The sequence below is a fragment of the Lutimonas sp. genome (assembly GCF_051011215.1).
GTDB lineage: Bacteria > Bacteroidota > Bacteroidia > Flavobacteriales > Flavobacteriaceae > Lutimonas.
On the sequence record NZ_JBPCUJ010000006.1, the window covers coordinates 14,479 to 39,537 of the forward strand.

25 protein-coding genes are annotated in these 25,059 nt (G+C 37.3%); 12 read left to right on the forward strand and 13 right to left on the reverse strand.

All coding sequences use genetic code 11. From position 1 onward, the window contains the following. Window position 1 precedes the first annotated feature (1 nt). Window positions 2-511, reverse strand: a complete 510-nt coding sequence (locus ACR2MV_RS00425) for an acyl-CoA thioesterase (RefSeq protein ID WP_434019890.1) — start codon at window positions 509-511, stop codon at window positions 2-4. A gap of 55 nt (window positions 512-566) precedes the next feature. Then, complete coding sequence (locus ACR2MV_RS00430; protein WP_434019891.1) at window positions 567-1,496, reverse strand: SPOR domain-containing protein; 930 nt, start codon at window positions 1,494-1,496, stop codon at window positions 567-569. 116 nt (window positions 1,497-1,612) lie between these two features. Between ACR2MV_RS00430 and dprA the strand changes: the two genes are divergently transcribed. After that, window positions 1,613-2,716: a DNA-processing protein DprA gene (gene dprA / locus ACR2MV_RS00435; RefSeq protein ID WP_434019892.1), complete on the forward strand. Its 1,104-nt coding sequence runs from the start codon at window positions 1,613-1,615 to the stop codon at window positions 2,714-2,716. A gap of 16 nt (window positions 2,717-2,732) precedes the next feature. Here the strand turns inward: dprA and ACR2MV_RS00440 are convergent, their stop codons facing one another. Continuing rightward, complete coding sequence (locus ACR2MV_RS00440; protein ID WP_434019893.1) at window positions 2,733-3,083, reverse strand: hypothetical protein; 351 nt, start codon at window positions 3,081-3,083, stop codon at window positions 2,733-2,735. A 189-nt stretch (window positions 3,084-3,272) separates the two neighbouring features. Here ACR2MV_RS00440 and kbl point away from each other — a divergent pair, with 189 nt between their 5' ends. The 4 genes from kbl to radA are packed head-to-tail and all read left to right on the forward strand — an operon-like array spanning window position 3,273 to window position 7,093. Continuing rightward, window positions 3,273-4,466: a glycine C-acetyltransferase gene (gene kbl, locus ACR2MV_RS00445; RefSeq protein ID WP_434019957.1), complete on the forward strand. Its 1,194-nt coding sequence runs from the start codon at window positions 3,273-3,275 to the stop codon at window positions 4,464-4,466. Between the two features lie 10 nt (window positions 4,467-4,476). Next, window positions 4,477-4,935 carry a 6-pyruvoyl trahydropterin synthase family protein gene (locus ACR2MV_RS00450; RefSeq protein ID WP_434019894.1) on the forward strand — a complete coding sequence of 153 codons (459 nt, stop codon included), beginning with the start codon at window positions 4,477-4,479 and terminating at the stop codon, window positions 4,933-4,935. Window positions 4,936-4,963: 28 nt separating this feature from the next. Next, window positions 4,964-5,713, forward strand: coding sequence for a UDP-2,3-diacylglucosamine diphosphatase (locus ACR2MV_RS00455; protein ID WP_434019895.1), 750 nt, complete (start codon window positions 4,964-4,966; stop codon window positions 5,711-5,713). Between the two features lie 18 nt (window positions 5,714-5,731). After that, window positions 5,732-7,093: a DNA repair protein RadA gene (gene radA / locus ACR2MV_RS00460; RefSeq protein ID WP_434019896.1), complete on the forward strand. Its 1,362-nt coding sequence runs from the start codon at window positions 5,732-5,734 to the stop codon at window positions 7,091-7,093. Here radA and ACR2MV_RS00465 read toward each other — a convergent pair. The 3 genes from ACR2MV_RS00465 to ACR2MV_RS00475 form a co-directional block, all read right to left on the reverse strand. After that, window positions 7,090-8,286 (reverse strand): hypothetical protein, encoded by a 1,197-nt coding sequence (locus ACR2MV_RS00465; RefSeq protein WP_434019897.1) that lies wholly within the window; start codon window positions 8,284-8,286, stop codon window positions 7,090-7,092. The genes radA and ACR2MV_RS00465 overlap by 4 nt on opposite strands. A gap of 77 nt (window positions 8,287-8,363) precedes the next feature. Continuing rightward, window positions 8,364-9,266: a homocysteine S-methyltransferase gene (mmuM, locus tag ACR2MV_RS00470; protein WP_434019898.1), complete on the reverse strand. Its 903-nt coding sequence runs from the start codon at window positions 9,264-9,266 to the stop codon at window positions 8,364-8,366. Between the two features lie 20 nt (window positions 9,267-9,286). Continuing rightward, entirely contained in the window at window positions 9,287-10,117 is an 831-nt protein-coding gene (locus tag ACR2MV_RS00475) for a ribonuclease E inhibitor RraB (protein WP_434019899.1), read from the reverse strand. Window positions 10,118-10,203: 86 nt separating this feature from the next. Between ACR2MV_RS00475 and ACR2MV_RS00480 the strand changes: the two genes are divergently transcribed. Continuing rightward, window positions 10,204-10,542, forward strand: coding sequence for a toxin-antitoxin system YwqK family antitoxin (locus ACR2MV_RS00480; protein ID WP_434019900.1), 339 nt, complete (start codon window positions 10,204-10,206; stop codon window positions 10,540-10,542). Window positions 10,543-10,553: 11 nt separating this feature from the next. On the opposite strand, the gene ACR2MV_RS00485 is transcribed toward ACR2MV_RS00480, so the two are convergent. Continuing rightward, window positions 10,554-11,624 carry an endonuclease/exonuclease/phosphatase family protein gene (locus ACR2MV_RS00485; protein WP_434019901.1) on the reverse strand — a complete coding sequence of 357 codons (1,071 nt, stop codon included), beginning with the start codon at window positions 11,622-11,624 and terminating at the stop codon, window positions 10,554-10,556. Window positions 11,625-11,777: 153 nt separating this feature from the next. On the opposite strand from ACR2MV_RS00485, the gene ACR2MV_RS00490 reads away from it, so the two are divergent. Beyond that, a complete protein-coding gene (locus ACR2MV_RS00490; RefSeq protein ID WP_434019902.1) occupies window positions 11,778-14,534 on the forward strand; it encodes a TonB-dependent receptor in 2,757 nt (918 codons plus the stop codon). Beyond that, window positions 14,531-15,916 carry a DUF5689 domain-containing protein gene (locus ACR2MV_RS00495; protein WP_434019903.1) on the forward strand — a complete coding sequence of 462 codons (1,386 nt, stop codon included), beginning with the start codon at window positions 14,531-14,533 and terminating at the stop codon, window positions 15,914-15,916. Before ACR2MV_RS00490 ends, ACR2MV_RS00495 begins: the two co-directional genes overlap by 4 nt. Before the next feature lie 23 nt (window positions 15,917-15,939). On the opposite strand, the gene ACR2MV_RS00500 is transcribed toward ACR2MV_RS00495, so the two are convergent. Continuing rightward, window positions 15,940-16,875 carry an endonuclease gene (locus ACR2MV_RS00500; protein ID WP_434019904.1) on the reverse strand — a complete coding sequence of 312 codons (936 nt, stop codon included), beginning with the start codon at window positions 16,873-16,875 and terminating at the stop codon, window positions 15,940-15,942. A 74-nt stretch (window positions 16,876-16,949) separates the two neighbouring features. Here ACR2MV_RS00500 and hflX point away from each other — a divergent pair, with 74 nt between their 5' ends. Next, window positions 16,950-18,173 (forward strand): GTPase HflX, encoded by a 1,224-nt coding sequence (gene hflX / locus ACR2MV_RS00505; protein WP_434019905.1) that lies wholly within the window; start codon window positions 16,950-16,952, stop codon window positions 18,171-18,173. Here hflX and ACR2MV_RS00510 read toward each other — a convergent pair. The 5 genes from ACR2MV_RS00510 to ACR2MV_RS00530 all read right to left on the reverse strand — a co-directional run bounded on the left by ACR2MV_RS00510 (window position 18,170) and on the right by ACR2MV_RS00530 (window position 21,684). Continuing rightward, window positions 18,170-19,252, reverse strand: a complete 1,083-nt coding sequence (locus tag ACR2MV_RS00510) for a CNNM domain-containing protein (RefSeq protein ID WP_434019906.1) — start codon at window positions 19,250-19,252, stop codon at window positions 18,170-18,172. The two genes, hflX and ACR2MV_RS00510, sit on opposite strands and share 4 nt — an antisense overlap. Before the next feature lie 95 nt (window positions 19,253-19,347). Beyond that, window positions 19,348-20,271, reverse strand: coding sequence for a DUF3078 domain-containing protein (locus ACR2MV_RS00515; protein ID WP_434019907.1), 924 nt, complete (start codon window positions 20,269-20,271; stop codon window positions 19,348-19,350). A 63-nt stretch (window positions 20,272-20,334) separates the two neighbouring features. Next, the gene (locus tag ACR2MV_RS00520; RefSeq protein WP_434019908.1) at window positions 20,335-20,844 is read right to left on the reverse strand and encodes a DUF2480 family protein; all 510 of its coding nucleotides are present in this window, start codon (window positions 20,842-20,844) and stop codon (window positions 20,335-20,337) included. Window positions 20,845-20,868: 24 nt separating this feature from the next. Beyond that, window positions 20,869-21,189 carry a DUF59 domain-containing protein gene (locus ACR2MV_RS00525; RefSeq protein ID WP_434019909.1) on the reverse strand — a complete coding sequence of 107 codons (321 nt, stop codon included), beginning with the start codon at window positions 21,187-21,189 and terminating at the stop codon, window positions 20,869-20,871. Window positions 21,190-21,261: 72 nt separating this feature from the next. Beyond that, window positions 21,262-21,684, reverse strand: a complete 423-nt coding sequence (locus ACR2MV_RS00530; protein ID WP_434019910.1) for a SufE family protein — start codon at window positions 21,682-21,684, stop codon at window positions 21,262-21,264. Between the two features lie 42 nt (window positions 21,685-21,726). On the opposite strand from ACR2MV_RS00530, the gene ACR2MV_RS00535 reads away from it, so the two are divergent. Genes ACR2MV_RS00535 through ACR2MV_RS00545 form a run of 3 tightly spaced genes read left to right on the forward strand, consistent with a single transcriptional unit; the run spans window position 21,727 to window position 25,059 of the window. Further along, on the forward strand, window positions 21,727-22,656 hold the full coding sequence (locus ACR2MV_RS00535; RefSeq protein WP_434019911.1) for a PfkB family carbohydrate kinase: 930 nt from the start codon (window positions 21,727-21,729) through the stop codon (window positions 22,654-22,656). A gap of 12 nt (window positions 22,657-22,668) precedes the next feature. After that, window positions 22,669-24,561 carry an amidophosphoribosyltransferase gene (locus ACR2MV_RS00540; RefSeq protein WP_434019912.1) on the forward strand — a complete coding sequence of 631 codons (1,893 nt, stop codon included), beginning with the start codon at window positions 22,669-22,671 and terminating at the stop codon, window positions 24,559-24,561. 21 nt (window positions 24,562-24,582) lie between these two features. Beyond that, complete coding sequence (locus tag ACR2MV_RS00545; protein WP_434019913.1) at window positions 24,583-25,059, forward strand: hypothetical protein; 477 nt, start codon at window positions 24,583-24,585, stop codon at window positions 25,057-25,059.

Below are 25,059 nucleotides of genomic sequence, written 5' to 3' on the forward strand. Positions count from 1 at the left end.
CTTATAAAAACAAGGCTTTAAGTTCCGTGGCGTCCTGTGGGTCCATTTTTTTGGACAGGACCAGACTCAATTGTTTTCTTCTCAATGCCCCCTCGTACCTTTCCTTTTCAAGAGCTGTTTCAGGGATAATCTCAGGAACTTTTACTGGGGACCCTGTTCGATCTACTGCCACAAAAGTATAAATACCTTCATTTACTTTTGTCTTTCCTCCTGACTCCCGGTCTTCCATCCAAACATCCACAAAAATCTCCATGGATGAATTGAACGATCTGGAAACTTTAGCTTCTATGGTAAGAACAGACCCCACAGGTACAGCCTTAGAGAAAACAACGTGATTCACTGAAGCGGTCACAGTGATTCTGTTACAATGTCTGCGGGCAGCGATACTCGATGCCCTATCCATTCTGGCCAGTAATTCTCCTCCAAATAAATTATCTAAAGGGTTGGTTTCTCCTGGTAAGACCAAATCGGTCATTACGGTCAAAGATTCTTTTGAGGTCTTGCTCTGCATGATAAAAGAAGTAGACTAAATTAATATTGAATTCCTGTGTTAAGGTTGAGGCAATCTAAAAATCCTGAATTAGCAACCAAGAATCTTTGGCTACATTTTTCTTGATTTCAGACAAATTTTCTACAGCCTCATTTCGGCTGGAATAACTACCATAGGAAACGACGGTAAGATTCCATTTATTCACTCCCAAAATACGCGCTTCGTATCCCTCTTGAAGCAATTGATTCACTTTGCGATTGGCATTTTCAGGGAATCTGAACGCACCTGCAATCACATGAAAACTTTTTTTACCAACAGTCGAAACTTCAAGATTTAAGGTAGGCAGCGGCTTTGAAATCATAAAAGTCGCGCTTTCGATTTGTTCCTCCATCAGATCCTGCTGTTTCTGAGCCTCAACTAATTGTTTTTCCTGTATATGGTTTTGGTAATATTTACCCGCAAAACCAATGGCAGAAAGACCAATTACGAATACTGCTGCGTATTTCAAGTAGTTTGGTGCCTTTTTCTCTGCTTCGACAATCGGAATTACCTTTGGTACAACAGCTTCTTTTTGCTCTTTTACAGCCTGTGCTCGGGCTATTTCGCTTCTCACTACATTTGATAAACCAAAGGAAGAAGTGAGGTAGTTGATTTTTTGCTGAGGTTCAAAATGAAGTTTTGAATTAATCAGATTAAAAGCCCCTAATCCGTTTAAGGTAAGCTCTTGTGCTTTCACTTTTTCTTTCCAGGCATCAATCTCAAACTGAATATAATTTAAAGCACATTCATAAGAGATGTTGTCTACCGAAGCGATATAATTTGCCAAAAGACCATCATTGTTTGTAAGATGGCTGTTAAAAGTAATTTGCTTGTAAGGTGGATGCAAGGTATTGTTTGACGCATCGATTCTCGCCGACTGATTATTGGTTACGAATCCTCCAAACTTAGGAACGATAACACATTCGTATCGGTATAAGAGATCACTGATGTAATTCGCTAGATTCAAGTGTTAAGGGAGTTTAGTTTTACTTAAACAAATCTAAAAAAAAACATTCATGGTTGACATTTCCTATTTCATATTTATTAACAAAAGCATGCACAATTGAAAACCAAATGCTTAGTATGAAAAAAGAGGATTTATTTTACTATTTGGCCCTGCAATCTGTTGAGGGGATCGGGCCTGTAAATGCCAGAAAACTGATTGAACATTGTGGAGGTGTTCAAAATATTTTTCGACCTGATCGCAGGGAACTAAAGTTGATCAAAGGAATCAGCGAACGAATTATAAATCAAATAGGGAGTGTGAAGGTGTATAAAAATGCAGAACGAGAATTAAAGTATATAGAAAAACAAAATATTGACACTTCAAGCATCGAAGATAAATCCTATCCATCGGCGCTAAGGAATTGTTATGATGCCCCCATTCTGTTATTTAAACAAGGGAAATTTGACTTGGGTAAAAGAAGGATTATTAGTATTGTAGGCACCAGAAAGATGACAGGATATGGAAAAGAATTTTTAGCGAATTTCGTACAATCGATAAAAAAATACAATCCCATTATTGTAAGTGGTCTGGCCTATGGAGTGGATAGCTGTGCGCACCAGGAGTCCATTCGAAATAATTTATGTACCATAGGAATTCTTGCACATGGGCTGGACAGAATATATCCTCGCTCACATTATAAATTAGCTGAAAAAATGAAAGAGAATGGTGGTTTGTATACAGAATTCTGGTCAGGTTCAGCACCGGAAAAATCGAATTTTGTGAAGCGAAACAGGATTATTGCCGGACTTTCTGAGGCCACGATCGTCATTGAATCGGCAGATAGGGGAGGATCATTGATTACCGCAGATCTGGCCGCATCTTATAACCGAGATGTCTTTGCGGTTCCAGGACGCGTAAAAGATCTTAAAAGCAAAGGGTGTAATATGCTCATCAAAACACATAGGGCTGCCATCATCGAGTCCGGTGATGATCTGGAATATTTGCTGGGATGGAGCGCTGATAAGGATGCGCAGAAGGTATTGCGAAACGAGCTGTTTACGAAGCTCGATGCCAAAGAAAAAATGATTTGTGAGTATTTGAAGTTAAATGAAAAGATACAATTGGATCAATTGTCAATTAAAACAGGCTTAAGTGTTCAATCGACGGTAACACTTTTATTGCAACTGGAATTAAAAGGATTAGTGAAAAGCTTGCCAGGAAAAAAATATCAATTATCCTAAAATGATAAAACAGAAATTAGGTAGCTGAATTTTCAAAGTATAGAACAACGGCTTCTTTCATCAAAACAGATTGTTCACCCGCTTTTAAGGTCGGTAACTCGTCAATTGTTTTATAATGGGGCCAACCATCTTCATCAAAGTAATCGAATTCATAATAACCAAAGGGCTCAAGGAGTTTGCAAATGGCGATATGCATAATATTCAATTTCTCGTCTTTGCTAAACTTTTTATATCCCTTTCCTAATTCCTGTATCCCTATGAGATAAATAATAGAATCAAGATCCATCTTTTCGCCTCCACCAAATTTTTCAGAAACAGTATTTTGGATCTCTTCCCACTGCATTTTGACTTTTTCGTCTCTGGCCATACCTATAGATTATTGGCCAAAAATACTAATAACGAAATACAAATACCCCATAATTTCATACTTTTGCCAGAGTGCGGCCAACAGAAGGTATTGTTATTCTCAAAAGCTTGATTTTCAGTACGACAATTTATGGGGGCATTGAGTTGGTTGCCTAAAAAAGAGTTCATTATTGTAAAAACAGTCATTGGAATGTATACGAAGTTAAAAGATCATCTCGTCAAAGAATTGAATTCTATTGAAGAAGCAGGATTGTATAAAAAAGAGCGCATAATTACCAGTTCACAGGATGCAGTAATTAAGATCTCTACCGGAGAGGAAGTGATCAATTTTTGTGCGAACAATTATCTGGGATTATCCAATAATCCCGAGGTGATTCAAGCAGCGAAAGATACGATGGATGTCCATGGATATGGCATGTCCTCAGTTCGTTTTATATGTGGAACACAGGATATTCACAAAGAACTTGAACAGCGGGTAGCGAACTTTTATACAACTGAGGATACCATATTGTATGCGGCAGCTTTTGATGCCAATGGAGGAGTGTTTGAACCTTTATTACAAAAAGAAGATGCGATTATTTCAGATTCGTTGAACCACGCATCGATTATTGATGGAGTTCGTTTGTGCAAAGCGGCAAGATATCGTTATGCGAATAATAACATGGAGGACCTTGAAAAGCAGCTTATTGAGGCTAACAAACAAGCCCATCGGTTCAAAATCATTGTAACAGATGGTGTTTTTTCTATGGATGGAATCGTAGCTCAACTTGATAAAATATGCGATCTGGCAGATAAATACGATGCCCTGGTGATGGTTGATGAATGTCATGCAACCGGTTTTATTGGTAAAACAGGAAGAGGAACTGTTGAATTAAAGAATGTGATGGGACGTGTGGATATCGTCACCGGAACTTTTGGTAAAGCGCTGGGAGGCGCCATGGGAGGATATACCACAGGACCTAAGGAAATCATAGATATATTAAGGCAGAGATCAAGACCGTATTTGTTTTCAAATTCTCTCGCTCCTGCTATTGTTGGAGCCACCTTAAAAGTTTTTGATCTCATCGAAAGTGATACGAGTTTGAGGGACAGACTTGAAGAGAACACGAATTATTTTAGAACAAAAATGGAAGAAGCAGGATTTGATCTGGTTGGGGCGGATGCTGCTATTGTACCAGTGATGCTGTACGATGCCAAGTTGTCTCAGGATATGGCCAATGCCTTATTGGATGAAGGCATTTATGTGATTGGATTCTTTTTCCCTGTAGTTCCCAAAGAAAAAGCCAGAATTAGGGTACAGTTGAGTGCCGCTCATACAAAAGAACATTTAGACAAGGCTATTGCCGCCTTTGTGAAGGTTGGCAAAGCTTTGAACGTAATATAAGATAGAAAGGATGAATAAAATAAGAGTTACCAAGCATTTTGATTTTGAATCGGCTCATGCCCTTTATGGATATGACGGCAAGTGTAAAAACATTCATGGTCATAGTTATCATTTATATGTCACGGTTATAGGAGAGCCCATTATTGATTCGGAAAATCCTAAAAATGGGATGGTAATGGATTTTGGAGATTTAAAAGTCATCGTTAAAAAGGAGATCGTAAATAAATTCGATCATGCTGTTGTACTCAATGAGAATTCTCCACATAAAGAACTTGCAAATACCATTAATGAACACTCACATAATGTTGTGCTGGTACCTTATCAGCCAACAAGTGAAAATATGTTGCTCGATTTTTCAGAGCGAATTAAGAAACAATTACCTCAAAATGTTTTGTTACATTCGTTAAAATTATACGAAACGGCAAATTCATATGCCGAGTGGTTTGCTGATGACCAAAACCGATCATGATAGAGACCTTATGTTAGAATCATAAAGAATGAGTGACAAACAAAAAATATATTTTGCTTCAGATCAGCATTTTGGTATCCCCGATATTGCAAGTAGTAAGGTACGTGAGAAGAAATTTATGTCTTGGCTCGATGAAATTAAAACAGATGCCAAGGCTATTTTTTTGTTGGGTGATTTGTTCGATTTTTGGTTTGAATATAAAACAGTTGTACCCAAGGGCTTTGTCCGGGTTTTAGGTAAAATTGCCGAACTCAGAGACAGTGGTATTCCAATCTATTTCTTTGTAGGTAATCACGATTTATGGATGATTAATTATTTTGAAACAGAATTAGGGATCCCGGTATACCATCAGCCCAAAGAATTCGAGTTTAGCGGGAAACAGTTTTTAATAGGCCATGGAGATGGATTAGGCCCCGGAGACAAGGGGTATAAGCGGATGAAAAAGGTTTTTTCTCACCCTTTGTCGAAATGGTTCTACAGGTGGCTACATCCTGATATTGGTGTAAAACTTGCGCAATATTTATCCACTAAGAATAAGTTAATATCCGGAGATGAGGATGTTGTTTTTCTAGGAGAAGAAAACGAATGGCTGGCACAATATGCCAAACGGAAATTAGAGCAAAAGCACTACGACTACTTTTTATTTGGACACCGGCATTTGCCCATGGAAATAAAGGTAGGTGATAACAGTACTTACATCAATACGGGAGATTGGATTTCTCATTTTACTTATGCTGTTTTTGACGGAGAAGAACTGGCATTAAAAACATATAAATAACTACTTTTAAATTCCTTTATGGCCAAGACCAAGACTACTTTTTTTTGTCAAAATTGTGGAGCTCAATTTCCGAAATGGGTAGGAAAATGCAGCTCTTGCAATGAATGGAACACAATTGTTGAAGAGGTAATTCAAAAGGAAGACAGCAAATCGTGGAAAGGGCCAAACAAAGAGAAAAAAAACACCAAGGCTGTTAAATTAGGCGAAATAACTGCCGTGAATGAAGAACGAATAGGGACCTGTAATAATGAATTAAATCGGGTCTTAGGAGGAGGTTTGGTGAAAGGATCAGTTGTTTTGCTGGGAGGAGAACCTGGAATAGGAAAATCTACTTTATTGCTTCAGATAGCCTTAAGAATGAAAAACAAGGTGTTGTATGTTTCAGGAGAAGAGAGTATGACCCAGATAAAATTAAGGGCCGACCGTTTGGAGAATTCCAATGAAAACTGCCTGATATTAACCGAGACCAAAACCCAGCAGATTTTTACAATTGCACAGGAGACTGTTCCTGAGGTGATCGTAATTGATTCAATTCAAACCCTGCATACTGATTATATTGAGGCTTCGCCGGGAAGCATTTCACAGATTCGCGAGACAACTTCAGAGCTTATTAAATACGCTAAAGAGACGGATACTCCAGTGATTTTGATTGGCCATATTACCAAGGAAGGGAATATTGCAGGTCCTAAAATTTTGGAGCATATGGTAGATGTTGTTCTTCAATTTGAAGGTGATCGTAACCATACATACAGAATTCTCAGAGCTCAGAAAAACAGATTCGGTTCAACAGCAGAACTAGGGATTTATGAAATGCAGCATACAGGACTAAGAGAAGTGGATAATCCTTCAGAGATATTAATTTCAGAAAAGGATGCTGATCTTACAGGAACAGCTATTTCAGCCACATTGGAAGGTATGAGGCCATTAATGATAGAAGTTCAGTCTCTTGTAAGTACAGCGGTATACGGTACGCCTCAACGTTCTTGTACAGGTTACAATATCAAAAGGCTGAATATGCTATTGGCTGTTTTAGAAAAAAGAGCAGGCTTTAAACTAGGTGCCAAAGATGTCTTTTTGAATATTGCTGGTGGGCTCAGGGTAGAAGATCCGGCCATTGATCTGGCGGTAGTATCTGCGGTATTGTCGTCAAACAATGAAATTTCAATTCCACAGGATATATGTTTTGCTGCTGAAGTGGGTTTGGCTGGTGAAATCAGAGCTATTTCTCGTGTGGAACAAAGAATTCAGGAAGCCGAAAAATTAGGTTTTAAAAAAATTATTGTTTCAAAATTCAGTAAGATTGCAAAGAAGAATTATAACATTGAAATTCTTAAAGTAAGCAAAATAGAAGAGGTTGCCAGCCTTCTATTCCTCGATTAGAACAATGAATAGCCTAAAATAAATGAAACACCTCTTAATTCAGACAATCGTTTATTATATCGTGGGTCATAGTACCAGTTTTGACTTCCCTTATACTGAAATTCAAAACTAAATTTTTCTCTAAACTTATAGCCAATTCCTAGGGCATAATTAGGACTCTTTTCAAATGTATAATTAAAAGGGGTTTCAATTTCGACCTCAGAATTCATAGGAAAAATAAGCATTAATGATGCATTGACGAATAATTTGTTTTTATCATTTAAAAACATATAATGACGAATTCCTATGGGTAGTTCAAAAGCCGAATAGTTGATGCTCGTTGGATTTTCATTATAATCGTAGCCAGAGTCATTGAAAAAATGAAAGGTTGGTTCAACTGTAGCTGACCATTTATTTTTGTTAAATGGCATGATATATTCCCCTTCAACTCCAAATCTAAACCCAGGTGAATTTCCGAAATTCAAAAAATCATCTTGTTCATAGAAAGAATCATCACCTGTAATTTTAAATTCATTGATCGTAACTCCAGGCCTTATATTGATCTGGAAACTTCCTTTACTTTTTGTTGATTCAAAGGTTAGATCTGGATTAACACACAGGTTATATTCTTTAAACAGGTCTACAAGATCGTTTTTAGTATACGAAGTATGCTGAATTCGATTTTGACTGATCGAATTACAATTCAACTCTTGTAAGATCTGTTGTTGATACAGATTATTTTCTCCAACAGATGATTGGTTTTTTAGATATTTTTTATACACCAATTGACTTATATCATAATCGTCAGTGCCAAAGAAATAGCGACTAAGGCTTTTGTCGTTATATACATATAGTTTTTGCTTCCCGTCAACCAACTGCAATAAAAAGAGGGTCTCTTCTTTGAAAATTGGGTTTTTGCTCGAATTCATTTTTTCAAGAATGGAACTGGATCGATCGATCTGTCCTGTAAATCTTTTATATAATTGATTCCCGACAAAAAAAGATGCCACTTCCTGAATCTCAAGTTTGGAGCTGACTTCTTGATCTGCCTTTTTGAATTCAATCTCCGAAGGGGTATTCTTCCATTCGAAATTTTTGATATAGCCTTCTTGTTTATCACCCTTATTGTCGATGTAATATCCTTTCTCAAAGCGAATTTGAGCAATTGAACTTAAGCATGTGAACAACAAGAATAAAGAAATTATTTTTTTCATAGCGTTTGGTTTGGTAGATGATGGATAATACGAGAATAAACGCTAGGTATATGGCTATATTGTTAGCCTGAGAGGGTTTATTTTACACGGCTTAATTTGGCGATATGCTCAGGCCCAATTCGGCAACAGCCACCAATAATGTCTGCTCCTTTTTTAGACCATTCAAGCGCCATTTTTTCAAAAACCAAAGGATCTGAAATTCCGCTCCATGTCTTAGAATCAGCATGGTATACTTCTCCAGAATTCGGGTAGATAATTATTTTTTTTTGAGGGGCATATTCTTTAATTGTGGCGATAATAGTAGTCATGTATTTTGGTGCTGTACAATTCACCCCAAGAGCAAAAATAGTTGGATGCTCTGATAAAAGAGAGACGGCGTCACTGATTTGAGTTCCATCATTGAGTTGAGAATCATTTTTACACGAAAAAGAAACCCAGCTCTGGCTAGGGCATTGATCTAATAGTTTTGACAATACTTTTACCTCCTGAAAGCTTGGAATGGTCTCAAAGGCTAAATAGTCGGCCCCTTTGTTCTCATATATTTCTATTCTTGATTGGTGAAAAGTTGTCAATTCTCGATCAGATATTTTATAATCTCCACTGTATTCAGAGCCATCTGCCAGGAATGCTCCATAAGGCCCCATACTTGCTGCCACTTGAACAAGGTAATCAGGCCTGTTTTTTTCTATATATAATTTTTTTGCTCTTAGAACCAGATCAAGAGAGCCTGCTATCAATTCGATGGCTTCTTCTTTGGTCTTACCCAATGAAAGATACCCTTCAATGGAAGCCTGATAACCTGCGCTGCTAATAATTCTGGCCCCGGCTTCCAGATATATCAAATGCGTTTTTATAAGTAGGTCTGGATGAGTCTCTATTAACTTTGCAGTCCACAAGGGGTGATTCAGATCGCAACCCATTGATTCGAGCACGTTTGATAGACCGCCATCAAGAATTATTGGAGAAGGTTGATTTTTCATGATTTCTTTTTTACGAAGAACTACTCTTTTAAAATCACTTCTGTACTCCAGCCATCATATTGACCATTCATGGACCCTGACAAGCCTCTTAACATCGAGGTTAACTTATAAACATTTAGAGGGTCTATGGAATCTTGGCGCGATATTGTCAGCTGATAGGGCAGAGTGTTGTTTTTTCTATATGCAATAGAATCCAGGGAAAAATTGAGGTTTTTCATCTTTTTCCCAAAGAGATTTCTTTTTTCAACATTTTTGAAATAAAGCCAATGATAAACTTTTCGTTGCCCCAGAAGATCATCTCCCTGAAGCACTAAATCATGGAGGTAATCGTGATCAATCAGATACTCTGCAGAAAAATCTCTGGGATACAAATAATTTCTATAATAGCCCCATGACTTATCTCTACTGATTTTAACATAAGGACGATTCGCAGGAAAATTAGCTTCGAGCATTTTGGTTAGTGCCGTTCTGAGACCAACCGTATCTTTCACATAAAAAACATCAAACCCCATACATTGATAGGTCATAAAGGCCGTGAGTCGATTGTCTGTGATTTTATTAATCGTTGCCGCCGTTGAATCGGAAAAAGCAAACAAACTTTCCAAGGCCTCTTTATGGGGGAAACCGTTTTTATAGCAGTCCTGAAACTGTCCTCCCACAATCAACATGTTTTTATAATTAGGCTTCACAAGATCCAGACTTAAATCAATGGAGATGGACATCACCCCCTTTTCTTTCATTGTAACATAATCGATCCAATCATCTTGTCCGAACAAAGAAGGCGCCGAAAACACGTAGCAGAGAAGTCCCAGAGAATAGAATAGTTTTTTTTTAGGTGATAACGAACTCAATTGTAATGATTTATAGAATGACAATTGTCATAGGATGAACATCTAATTTGGCCTAAATTTAGGGAAGGCTTTAAAAGACTAATTTAATGAAAAAGTTAATCATTTTAATAATCTTGGGACTAAGTTCAAGTTTTGTTTTCTGTCAGGAAAAAAAGAATCAAAAAATTGAACCCATAGGGGATCTGTTTGAAGTGACTGTTTATTATGAAGATGGGGCTATTATGCAACATGGTTTTATGGATAAAGACCATCAGCTGCATGCTTCCTGGGAGAGTTATTATAAAAATGGCAACCGGAAATGCGTCGCTGTATACAACCACGGAGACAAAGTTGGTACCTGGTACTATTGGTTTATGGACAAAAAAACAAAGGTGGTCTACGAGAACAATGAAATTGTGGAAGTTGAAGAGATGGATATAGAGTAGGTCGTAAAAAATTACTCTTTCACAGACTTAATGAGTTTGACATAGACAGGATAGTGATCACTATATCCATCAGCAAAATGGTTGTTTTGAAAACTTCTCATGGGATAACCCTTATATGGGCCGTTTGGAGTTATTAAGTAATCTGGATTAAAGATGCCAGCACGATAAAATTGAAATCCGGCAAAAGCCTTGTTTTTCTTTTTTTTGAAAATGGATGATAGGATTATTTGATCAAACAAAAAAAGTTCATCTCGATAGGCTAATGAATTCCATCCTTTTCTAAACATGACATCCATCGGGTTAAAAAAGGGATAAAAGAGTTGATTTTCTAGCTGTATAGGTTTCAACAAGCTTTTTTTAATGCTTTTGTCTGAAGGATTGTCGTTGAAATCCCCTAAAATCAGAATTTTGGCTTCTGGATTTCGCAGTAAAATATCATCGGTTATTTGACGCACCAGAAAAGCAGTTTTCATTCTTTTAGACTCGCTTCTCGATTTGCCCCCTCTCCTTGATGGCCAATGATTGACAATTAGATGCAGCTCTTCATTTTCGAGTACCCCTTTAACATATAAAATGTCGCGAGTATAAATTCGCCGTCCTGAATCATCCCATAATTTGACCTCAATAAACTTAAAATCTAAAGGGAAAAACTCAGAATCACGATAGATTAAAGCTACGTCAATACCTCTTCTGTCAGGGGAATCTTTATGTATGATCTGGTAAGAAGAATTGACTAGGCGTACATCGTTTACCAGATCATGTACAACGGAATAATTTTCTATCTCCGCAAGTCCGATGATTGCCGGCCCAAATTCATTGTTTTTACCCCCTAATTCTAAAAGTACTCTGGCGGTGTTGTGTATCTTCTTTTTGTATTGAGTAATTGTAAAATGATTCTTCCCGGCAGGAGTATAGTCTTCATCAATAGTTAGGGAATCATCGACCGTGTCAAACAGGTTTTCAACATTATAAAACCCGATCGTTTTTATGATCGTTTTTTTTGATGGAGGTTTCTCTATTCCAACATAGCAGAATAACGGTATCAAAGCAAGTGAAAAAAGTAGAATATGGAATGTTCTCATGTTATTGGATGATTTTCATTTGCAAAAGTTAGCAAAGACATTGTTCCGCTCCTGTTGTTTACTTTTTTTAATTCGCTACATGAAATAATATGTTTGAGAAGTAAACCCTATATGTCTTCAAGATTATTCTTGTTAATTATTAGTTGCTTTTTGATGATACAACAAAGTGCAGGTCAGCGCATCTTACATGGAAGAATCATTGATAGCATCTCAGAAGCCCCTTTGGAAGGCGTCAGGATTCTGGTTGAAGAGAACGAAGAGGTCCTGTTTACTGACGAAAATGGGTTCTTTAGCAAGCGTATTTTTTTAAAGGAAAAGACCACCCTATTATGCGATTTAATAGAATTTAAAAGCAGGAGAATTGAATTAAAAAAGAGAGGAAGCAGCAAAAATATTGATATGGGTATTATAGCATTACTGCCTGAAAACGAGACCGATTTGAACCAAAGCATGATGGAAGTAAGTCAAGAAGCAGCCGAGAATAGCAATTATGACATAGAGAACATTTCAGGTTTATTGAGTTCCAGAAAAGATGTTTTCTCAAGAACTGCAGCTTTCGATTTCGGAAGCAATTTTTTTCGAAGAAGATTTCTGGGATCGGAACAGGGTTTGGTCATGTTGAATGGTGTTAGATTGAACAAGGTACTTACAGGAAGGCCTGAATGGAGTAATTGGGGAGGATTGAATGATGCACTTAGGAAGCAGGAAGTATTTTCTGAAATGCATCCAACTAATTATGCCTTAGGAGGGATGGCAAAAAGTATCAATATGCTTAGTGTTGCCAATATTCAAAGGAAAGGTTTGAAGTTGTCAATGTCTGCTGCTAATAAGAATTATACAACAAGATTAATGATTACCTATGCCACAGGACTTATAAATAAAAACTGGTCGATCATGTTATCGGCTTCAATGAGGAATGCTAAAACGGGCTACCGGCAAGGGACAAATTATCATGCGAAATCCTTACTGGTTTCAATGGATAGAAGGATTGGTCAAAAACACCATTTAAATGCTACATTTATTTATGCAAACAATGACCGGGGAAGATCATCTCCAATGACCGATGAGGTATTTCAATTAAAAGGCACTAGCTATAATTCATATTGGGGATATCAATGGGGAAAGAGAAGAAATTCCAGAGAAAAGAAAATTCATGAACCTATAACTCAATTGAATTATTACTTCAATCCAAATCCTAAGTGGAGCATAGATGCCCATGTTACCTATCAAAACGGACAGGTATCTTTCAGCAGGTTAGATTATAATGGCAGTACATTATTAGGGGGTTTACAAACCACCGTTGGACAGGGAATAAATCCCGATGCGACATACTATCAAAAGTTACCAAGTTATTTTTTACGTTCACCGCTACAGACTGATTATGCAAACGCTTTTTTGGCAGAAAGAGAAATTAGGCAAAATGGACAGGTTGATTGGGAAAGTTTACAGGAGGCAAACCTGAACCAGGCTGACGGAAAGAATGCAATTTATGCCTTATATGAAGATGTTGATGAAAGTCAAAGTCTTTCCTTTAAAACATCTTTCTCTCATCATGTGAGTAACAGACTATTATTCCAAGGCTCTTTATTTATACGAAATTTTCAATCTGAGAACTATGCCTATATGATTGATCTTTTAGGTGGAAAAGGATATCTTGATGTTGATTCATTTTCGGAAAACCTAAATCAGGCGCAAAATAATCTAAAAGAACCGAATAGGATTGTTATTGAAAAAGAGAAATTCAGATACAATTATGAGTTAGGGGCCATTGAATTAAGGTCTCATCTAGGGGCTAAGTTTACTTCGAAAAAAAGCGAATTTTATGCTGGTTTCGAAATGGCGGCACAAAGCTATCAACGCAATGGCCTGTATGAAAACGGAAGGAATCCAGGAAACCTGTCCATAGGCAAAAGTGAATCCGCAACCTTTAATTCTACAAGCTTTAAAACGGGATATTCATATCGAATTACAGGAAGACATGTTTTATCTGCCAATGTGAATTATCTACAAAATGCTCCAGTGCTGAAAAGCATTTTCTCTAATATTAGAGAGAGTAATAATTTAGTAGAAAACCTTAGGGTCAAAGAGTCCATGGGATTTGACTTTAATTATACCTGGAGACATCCTGTGATTTATGCTTCTTTTTCGGGCTATTATTTACATAGTATCAATGCGACAAATATTTCATTCTATTATGCAGATGGTCTGATAGGATTGGGTAATCAGGAAAACAGTGCCTATGTACAGGAGGTCCTGACTGGCATAAATAAGTTATATGCCGGTTTTGAATTTGCACTTGAAGCTAAAATTTTATCAGGGCTTAAGCTCAGAACAGTTGCTGCTCTGGGAAATTCGTTTTATACGTCTGATCCAGAGCTCTATCTTACTTCCAATTCCATTGAAGAAACACTGCATTTAGGAGAATCTCAATTGAAAGGTTATTTCGCTTCCTCAGGGCCTCAAAAAGCCTTGTCTTTTGGTCTCGAATATTCGAGCCCAAGCTATTGGTGGTTGAGTTCAAGTGTCAATATTTTTGATAATTCTTACGTCTCCGTCGCCCCGATAACCAGAACGAAGAATTTTTATTTAGACACTGATGGATCAACACTGCCGCAAATTGATATAGAAACTGCAAATGTTTTGTTACAGCAAGAACCTTTGAACCCCTATTGGACCTTAAATATTGTGGGAGGGAAATCTTGGAAAATCAAGGATTTATATCTTGGTTTCTTTGTATCACTGAATAATGTGATGGATGCTGTGTATAAGACAGGGGGATTTGAGCAATCCAGGAATGCCAATTATCAACGTCTGTTGGAAGATAAAACGAGAGAAAAACCTTTGTTTGGTCCGAAATATTGGTTGGGTTATGGCAGTACGTTTTTTTCTTCTATTTATATCAGGATATGAGAAGAAGTTTAAAACTATTAAGTTCTTACTTGCTGCTCTATTGCTTATTCGCCTGTGTTGAATCACCTGAGTTTGCCTTGGAAGAAGTTGGATTAAATGAAATAGACATCCAATCGACTACTAATATGGAAGGAATTATAAAGGCCTATGAAAATTCTGAACAAGATATTTACACCTTTAAAAGTGAAGATACGATTATCTTCAGCGCCTATGTAATCTCAAGTGATGAGGCGGGTAATTTTTTCAAAACCTTGATCGTTCAGGACAAGCCGGAGAATCCATTACACGGACTTGAAGTAAGAATAGATCTGAAGTCATATTATTCCAAGTATAATTTTGGGCGAAAACTATTGATAAATGTAAGTGGACTCAGCATTCAGAAGGTGAACGAAAAATATATTCTTGGCTATCTTTTAAAAGGTGAGATAGATGAAATACCATCACCACTATTGGATTCGTTTATATACAAGTCTGAAAAGACGGAGACAATTGTGCCGTTCTCGGTCGAATTAAAGGACTATTCGAAAGGCATGATTAACACCTTTATTGAACTAAGGGATGTTCAGTTTGCGCATAATGAATTAAATAAAACATTCTCATCAGAAGTCTATGACACCTATAACGGCGAACGCATCATTGAGCAATGTGAGGCCCTGGAAAGAACGACTCTTTTCACGAGTGTTTATGCAAAATTTAAAACTCGTTTGTTACCGGAAGATTCATTTCATATTCGAGCGGTATTAACGAGAGATTATTATTCGGGGGACATTCATTTAATGTTGAATCACTTGCTCGATATTGAGGAGTCTGTTCAGCCACGTTGCGATCCATCTTTTTTTAATTGTGATGGCGAACAGGAAATTAAAGAGGGAAAAGTAGTTTATTATGAAAACTTTGATGCTTTGAAAAGCACTGCGGACCTTGTAAAATTGGGATGGAAGAATTTGAATGTAAACTTTGGCAATTCAAAATTTCGGAAAAGAAGTAGTAACGAGAATACCTATGTGCAAGTGACCGCTTACAATTCTGATGAGTATGTGATGGATGCCTGGCTCATAAGTCCGGAACTTAGTGTACCCTTGGAAAAAAATGTAAGTTTATCATTTGATTCAAGAGCCACTTTTGAGGAAGGAACTGTTTTAACACTTTGGTTTAGTACGGATTATCAAGGAGACTTTATCAATTCCAACTGGCATCAACTGCAGACGCGTGTCTCGGTTGGATCAAGAGATGATGGTAACAAAACATTTCAGAATTCCGGAAAAATTCCGATTGGTTGTATGCAGGAAAAATTTCATTTGGCATTCCGGTATTTGGGCGCAGACCCGGGAATATCTACGACCTATGATATTGATAACATTCTAATTCTGGGAGAATACTGAGGCTTCTGTTCGCAGGGCGGTTCTTAGGATTCTAATAAATTAAAATACGTAAAGACAGGGAAGTGATCACTGTAACCCCCTAGATAATAGCTTCCATTAAAGGTTCGTTTTGGCGATCCGCGATGTTTTCCTGATTTTTGAATAAGGCTGGGTTCAACATATATTTGAGTGGAAAGGTATTCGAACTGGGTTGATTTTTTTAGATGGTGGTTAAATAAAATTTGATCGAACATGATCCATTTTCCTTTAAATTTAACGGAACCTTTTTTTAATTTTTGAAATTCCAGCATAGGATTTTCAAAACCTTGATCAAGAATTGGCGACAGACTTCCACTGGATGGTTCATCATTGAAATCACCCATAACGATTATTTTAGCCTCTTGTTCGGAACGATTGATTTTGTCTATTACACCTTGTACTTCTTTTGAGGCATTTAATCTTTTGTGCTCTGTGCTTTTTGTACCATCAGATCTGGAGGGCCAATGATTTATAATCAAGTTAACAGACTGCTTAAACAAGCGACCTTTTATATGAAGAATATCACGTGTTCCTTCAATTTCTTGATCATTCGAATACCCAACAGAAATGGGTGTGTTTTTTTCAACAGTAAAATGACTTTTTTGATACAATAAAGCCACATGAATACCTCTGCGATCGGGAGATTCATGAAAAACAAAACCATAGCCAAAACTTTTTAAAGAAGATGATTGGACTAAATCATTCAGGCAAGTTTCATTTTCAACTTCGCAAACTCCAATGAGAATGGGTGGGGTATCGCAACGTGTAAGCCCAATTTTTGCAATAGTTTTAGAAAGATTGGTTATTTTTTTTTGATATTTATCCTCACTCCAACTGTAGCGTCCATTAGGTGTAAAGTCCCTGTCAAGGGTTTTGGTTGTTTCTAAGGGGTCAAAAAGATTTTCAAGGTTATAAAAGGCTATGGAAAAGGTTTTTGACATAGAAATTTAGGACAGAAGGTCCAAAATAGGAAAAATCAATTAGATAAGAATAAAAAGGGTTGTAAATTTGCAGCATGTTAGAAAAAAGGGATTCGAAAATAGAGAACGTCGTTTTGGTTGGTGTCATTACCAAAGAACAGAATGAGGAGAAGTCTGTGGAGTATTTGGATGAGTTAGAATTTTTGACATATACGGCCGGCGGGGTAGTTGTCAAAAGATTCGTTCAAAAACTAGAATTTCCGAACCCGAAAACATTTATTGGTACTGGAAAAATAGAAGAAGTCCGTTCTTATATTGAACAGGCGGAGGTTAAAACAGTGATTTTTGATGATGAACTGAATCCGGCTCAGATGCGTAATGTTGAAAAATTACTGGATTGTAAAGTACTGGACAGGACAAATTTAATTCTGGATATTTTTGCTCAAAGAGCGCAGACTTCCTATGCCAGAACGCAGGTAGAATTGGCACAATGTCAATATTTACTGCCCAGGCTTACCAGAATGTGGACCCACCTGGAACGTCAAAAAGGGGGGATTGGGATGAGAGGACCTGGTGAAACCGAAATCGAAACTGATCGAAGGATTATTAGAGATAAGATTACCCTGTTAAAGAATAAACTGAAGAAGATTGACAAGCAAATGGCTGTTCAGAGAAAGAATCGTGGAAAAATGGTTCGAGTAGCTCTGGTAGGTTATACCAACGTTGGAAAATCGACTCTAATGAATGTAATTAGTAAGAGCGATGTTTTTGCAGAAAACAAACTCTTTGCAACCTTAGATACCACTGTGAGGAAGGTTGTTATCAGGAATATTCCTTTTTTGTTAACTGATACGGTTGGATTTATACGCAAGTTACCAACCCAATTGGTTGAATCTTTTAAGTCCACGCTTGATGAGGTCAGAGAAGCAGATCTTTTGTTGCATGTGGTTGATATTTCGCACTCTAATTTTGAGGACCATATTGATTCCGTGAATAAAATTATTAGTGAGATTACGCCTGAACATGAGAAGTCTTCAAAGCCAACGATAATGGTTTTTAATAAAATCGATGCCTATAGTCATGAGACCATCGATGAAGATGATCTGACGACTGAGCGAACCAAAGAACATTATTCACTCGAAGACTGGAAAAAGAGCTGGTATGCGAAAATGGAGAATCAATGTGTGTTTATATCGGCTTTAAACAAGGATAACCTGGAGGAGTTCAAAAAAAGGGTTTTTGACGAGGTCAAAAAGATTCATGTGACAAGATTTCCGTATAACAACTTTTTATACGAAGAATACGACGAGAATAATTAATTGCCCATTTCCTCAGGACTGTCATCCTCAATAATTCCAAGACGTTTTGCGCGAATTTTCCACAATTTACGGGCGAGCACCTGGAGGTCTTCATCTCCGTCACTCTCGTCAACGATCTCAAAGCCCAGTAAGGTTTCTATGATATCTTCCTGAGACACAATGCCGCTTACGGTTCCAAATTCATCAACAACCAAGGCAATGTGTTCCTGCTTGTCTATGAGTTGGTCGAATAAATCCTTGATGGGAGTTTCCCTGTTGGCTACAAAGATTTCTCTGGCAATACTTTTTAATTCCTGATCGCCTTTTCCATCAATGATTGACTCGAACAATTCATCTTTTAAAAAATAGCTTGAGATATCATCCGATGAATCTTTATAGATGGGAATTCGAGAAAATTTAAGCTTGGGGTTTTGATCGTAAAAGTCCTTGATCTTCATCTGCTCCTGAGCACTTTTTACAACTGTTCTGGGCGTCATGATATCTTTTACCGCCATGTTCTTAAAGTCAATGATGTTTTTAATAACCTGACTTTCAGATTCTTGAAACACCCCTTCTTCCTGAGCTATATCAGCCATGGCATGAAAATCTTCGCGACTAACATTTGTTTCATGAGCGTTTTTACCCACAATTTTCGTTGTAAATTCCAAGAGCCATAAAATCCCCGTGTATTTTAAAGGGAACATCAGAATGACGATCATTTTTGTTGAAAAGTTCGCGAGATTTTTCCAATAATTCGCTCCGATCGACTTGGGAATGATTTCAGAAAGCACCAGGATCAAAAATGTCATGATAGCGGAGACTATTCCAAGGGCACTGTTGCCCGAACCAAATGTTTTTTCTGCCTGCACACCAACTAGAATGGCACCAACGGTGTGTGCAATTGTGTTAATGGTTAAAATGGTAATTAAAGGCTGGTCTATCTGTTCTTTAAGTTTCTTTAAAGTTTTTGCATAGGCCTTGCCTTCATTGATTCTTACTGTTACAAAAGTTGGAGTGACACTTAATAAAACTGCCTCCAAAATCGAGCAGAGAAAAGAAAAGCAGATGGACAGAACTCCGTAGACGATTAATAGGGTCATTGATCTTCTTTTACGCTAATGTATTAAATTAATCGATTATCCTAAAAATTAAACTAAATCTTTGTGTTCAATTTACTTCTTAAAATAACGAGTAATTAGTCTAGTGTGATGTTTAAACCAAGTAACCAGTAAGATTGCAAGGCATTATCAACAGTCTCAAAAGTCGCATCCGGATCAAATCCGAGTTCGTAATTAAGAGCTTCTTGTTTGTTTTTTCTCAATCCGAAATCGAAACCAACACCTAAGGATTTCCAGAATGTATAGCTAAATGAGTTCGTCCAGGTATAATTTGAAAAATCTGATCCTTCATAGCTTAAAAAGACAGACAGATTTGACTTTACATTTAAACCTCCGAATTTTCTGGTATAATCTGCCACCACTTTCGCACCAAAGGTAGAATCGTACTGAGCATCCCCGCTACTGAATACAAAATTGTAGTTCGCAGGATGGATTACAACCACTAAATTACTAACAGGGGTCCAGGTACCACCCACACCAACGTCTAAAAAACCAGGGTCATTAAAATTATTGACAAGCGTAGATCTGTATTCCAACAAGGCAGATACCGCAAAGTTTTTGGCTACTTTATAACCATATAAGGAGCTTAGGCTAAAAACATCAGTTGCTACTTCATAATCTTCGCTATCAGAAGTATCATCTTTATCGTCAAACTTTACCCAACCGATATTGATATTGGTAGCATTCTTCCAAAAATATTTCTCTTCGATAAGATCTGCATATGCATTCACATTAATTCCGAAGTTTCCAACAGAGGAATTCGGAGTTTCTTTTGAATACCAATTGTTGAAGCCAGAAATACTACCTCCAATAGTTCCAGTGGCTTTTAACCTCCAGCCGGGTAAGGCATCTATTTCAGCCTGAATGGCATCAGCTTTGCCTTTCAATACAGCAATAGAATCGTTTTTTTCTTTTTGTAAAGCTTTTAATTCTTCTTTGGTTTGGGCAGTAAGACTGCTAAAACCAACCATCAAGATCAGGGCGAGTATAAATTTTTTCATGGGGAAAATAATTAGGTTATTAAGTCGCAAAAATAACCAAATTAACGCAATTAAATAGCAGTTCTATTTTTTCTTTTTATATAAGGGAACACTGGAACAAGCTTCGCCAAACATGAGTGATCGGACAACTGAAACAAGTCTTTGAGTTAAATAGGCATAGGCAGAGTCCGGAATATTTTTATCAGAACATCCTTTTATAATTACCGGCGCATCTTTAAATGGATCAAGCGAAATATTTGCAATAATATCTTGAAAAATAGCATTTTCAAGCAGCTCTAAATCACCAATTACAAATTTAGCTGCATAGGGAGAAAGCGAGGTGCTGATTAACAAGTAGGCCCATGAAGGGATGATGGCATCGGTTGAACAGATAATGGCGACGTACTTGTCTTGGTATTGACTCCAGTCATGTTGGTCAACGGATTCTCTAAAGTCCTTTTCTTTTAAAATAAAGCCTTGGAATAACCAGGTGCTAATATCTAAAACTACCCGATCTCCCGAAGGGTAATAGTCTTCAAGATCTAGTGTAATTAGCTTACTGTTGGCAACTCTATTGATAATTTCTCCAGACATTTCTTCTGTATCGGTAAAATTAGATTATAAAAACCCCAGCTCTAACTTTGCTTCTTCGCTCATCATGTCCTGGGTCCAGGTTGGGTCAAAAGTAATCTCGACTTCTGCGTTTCTTACCTCTTCGATCGAACGAATTTTTTCTTCAACCTCCATCGGCAGCGTTTCTGCTACGGGACAATTAGGAGATGTTAAGGTCATCAGAACTTTTACATCTGTGTCTTCATTGACAAAAACATCATAAATCAATCCCAATTCATATATATCAACTGGGATTTCAGGATCAAATATAGTTTTGATAACTCCTACAATCTTTTCTCCGAGATCTTCCTTTATTTTATCGTTCATTGCGGCACTTTAAAATCATTCTAAATAAGGGCAAAGATACACTAATGTATATTCACTGCAAAATATCCCTTCTTAGGAGTTTTTTGTTTTATAAGCCAGTGCGAGAAGCTTAATTTGCTTGACCATTGAGAGCAAACCATTGGCACGTGTAGGGGATAAATGCTCTTTTAGCCCAATTTTATCGATGAAATAAGGATCATTCGCAAGGATATTTTCCGGACTTTGATCATTATATACTTTTAAAAGCAAGGAGATGATTCCTTTGGTCAAAATCGCATCGCTGTCCGCAGTGAAATGTAAGTTTCCGTTTTCATAATCAGCATGCAACCAAACTTTCGACTGACACCCTTTGATAATGTTGTCGTCAGATTTGTTTTGATCCTCTATTTTCGGCAGGGATTTTCCGTTTTCGATAATGAATTCGTATCGCTCCATCCAATCGTCAAAGAGATCAAAGTCTTCGATAATTTCTTCTTGTAAATCTTTAATAGTCATTTTTTAAACTTATTTTTGCAAAAATAAGTAATTTGAATTGACATGGGAAAACTTTTAATTGTTGGAACAGTTGCTTTTGATGCAATTGAAACACCGTTCGGAAAGACTGAAAAGATACTGGGAGGAGCAGCTACTTACATTGGTTTGTCTGCCTCAAATTTTGGCTTAGATACTGGAATTATTTCAGTGGTTGGAGGTGATTTTCCGCAAGAATATTTACAGATGCTCAGGGATAAAAACATTGATTTGACCGGGCTGGAAATTGTAAAAGAAGGAAAGACCTTCTTTTGGAGTGGAAAGTATGACTACAATTTAAATACGAGAGACACCCTTGCTACGGACCTGAATGTGTTAGCAGATTTCCAACCTGTGGTTCCGGATAATTTTCAGGATTGCGACTTTTTAATGCTTGGGAATTTACACCCTGCAGTTCAGATGTCTGTGATCAATCAGATTCCGAAAAGACCTAAATTGGTTGTTCTTGATACCATGAACTTCTGGATGGACAATACCATGGATGAATTAAAGGAAGTGATTTCAAAGATTGATGTAATTACCATAAATGACGAAGAGGCCAGACAGCTAAGCGGAGAATATTCTTTAGTGAAAGCTGCTCAGATAATTCACGAAATGGGCCCTCAATATGTAGTTATTAAAAAGGGAGAAAATGGGGCTTTATTATTTAATAATGGAGATGTTTTCTTTGCTCCGGCATTGCCGTTGGAAGAAGTTTTTGATCCTACAGGTGCAGGAGATACCTTTGCAGGAGGGTTTATTGGATACCTGGCCAGCACGTCAGATGTATCGTTCGAAAACATGAAAAGAGCTGTTATTTTTGGATCAAATTTTGCTTCCTTTTGTGTTGAAAAATTCGGGACGAAAAGAATGGAAAACCTGGGCCAGCAGGAAATTCAGGAGAGATTGAAGCAATTTAAACAACTAACTCAATTTGAAATAGAATTAACACACTAAGAGTCAAAGAAGATGAGTGATGCTTTAAAACATGAATGTGGGATTGCAATGGTACGATTGCTAAAACCGATTCAGTATTATAAAGAGAAATACGGAACTGCTTTTTACGGGATCAATAAGATGTACCTCTTGATGGAGAAGCAGCATAACAGAGGCCAGGATGGAGCGGGCTTTGCCAGTATCAAGTTTGATGTGGAACCCGGAACCAGGTATATCAGCAGGGTTAGGTCGAATGAGCAGCAGCCTATTCAAGATGTATTTGCTAAAATAAACGCACGTTTGAACGGTGTAATTGCTGAACATCCGGATAAAACCAGTGATCTCGACTGGCAAATGGCAAATATGCCATATTTGGGGAACATTTATTTAGGACATGTTCGTTATGGAACTTTCGGGAATAACAGCATTGAAAGCGTTCATCCATTTCTAAGACAAAACAACTGGAAACATAAGAACCTGATTGTTGCCGGAAACTTCAATATGACGAATTCTGGTGACCTATTAAAAGAGTTGATCGAATTAGGTCAGCACCCGAAAGAGAATACGGATACCGTCACTGTGATGGAAAAAATCGGTCATTTTCTCGACGATGAAGTATTAGATCTTTATTATAAGTTCAAGCAAAAGGGAATCAATAAAAAAGAGGCTTCACCTTTAATCGCCAAGGAACTTGATGTTCAGAGAATTTTAACGAGAGCATCCAAAAACTGGGATGGTGGTTATGCCATGGCAGGAATGATCGGTCATGGGGATGCATTTGTTTTAAGAGACCCGGCTGGAATCAGACCAGCTTATTATTACAAAGATGATGAGGTAGTCGTAGTTGCTTCAGAAAGACCAGTTATCCAAACGGTATTTAATGTTGATTTTGAAGATGTAAAAGAGATAGAAAGGGCACATGCGCTGATCATCAAAAAAGATGGATCTGTTAGTACGAAGCAGGTAATGGAGCAATTGCCAAAAAAGTCATGTTCTTTTGAAAGAATTTATTTTTCAAGAGGGAGTGATGCCGCTATTTATCAAGAAAGAAAAATGTTAGGAAAGTATATCTTTCCAAAGGTGCTTGAATCCATTGATAACGATATTTCCAATTCGGTTTTTTCGTATATTCCTAATACAGCGGAAACATCTTTTTATGGGATGACGGAAGCTGCAGAAGAATATCTGAATGAGCATAAACTTCAGACCATTCTGAATGGAAACAAGAATATCTCAGCCCAGAAATTGACAGAAATTCTTTCTGAACGACCAAGAATTGAAAAAATAGCCATTAAGGATGCCAAGTTAAGAACCTTTATCACTGATGATAATAGTAGGGACGACCTGGTTGCCCATGTTTATGATGTTACTTATGGGGTTGTTAAACCAAATGATAATTTGGTGATTATCGACGATAGTATTGTGAGAGGGACAACATTAAAGAAAAGTATTATAAAGATTTTGGACCGTCTTAATCCTAAGAAGATAATTGTTGTTTCTTCTGCACCGCAAATTAGATATCCTGATTGTTACGGAATTGATATGGCTCGTATCGATGAGTTTATTGCCTTCAAGGCCACCTTGGCCTTGTTGAAGGAAACAGATCAATATCATTTGATTGATGAAGTGTATGCCAAATGTAAGGCCAGCCAGCATGAGGAAAGACCTGTAAATCATGTGAAGGAAATTTATGCTCCGTTTACAGCTGAGCAGATTTCTGATAAAATAGCTGAATTATTAAAGACAGAAAACATTAGTTCTGAAGTTCAGATTATTTTTCAATCTATTGAAAACCTCCACAGAGCTTGTCCAAATGATACAGGAGATTGGTATTTTACCGGAGATTTCCCAACTCCGGGTGGAATGAAAGTTGTGAATAAAGCTTTTATGAATTTTTACGAAGGTAAAAAAGAAAGAGCCTATTAATCTAAACCCAAATTTTTGGTTATGAAGAAAAACAGCATGTACCTTTTTTTTACTGCACTTACCCTGATGTTTGTTGCTTGTAAAAGTCAGAGTTTAGATTCATCTGTACCTTTTGAAATAGTAGAGAAAAGCTATTTTTACTGGGTAGGAGGAAAGCAAGGAACTGAGGGTACCACGATAGTTTTGAGAGGAAAGACAAGTTCAATGAACATTTCTTTTTCCAAATTATATTTTCAGAATAACGAATATGATATCGTTCCTGAATTTAATAGTTACGGCTTTGAGATCAAGGGAAACTTCTCAAGATTTAGAGATAAGGACATGGTTCTTCATAAAAACCCAGCGGCAGAATATGGAAATACTCCGGCAGGCCAAGAAAAAAAGATTCCTTTTGACCTGGAAGATGATCAGGCGGTATTACTTTATTCAGTCAATGGTTTAGAAGGTTACCATAAGGTGTCTGGCATCAAAAAAATGGATAAGGTATTTATGCCTTAG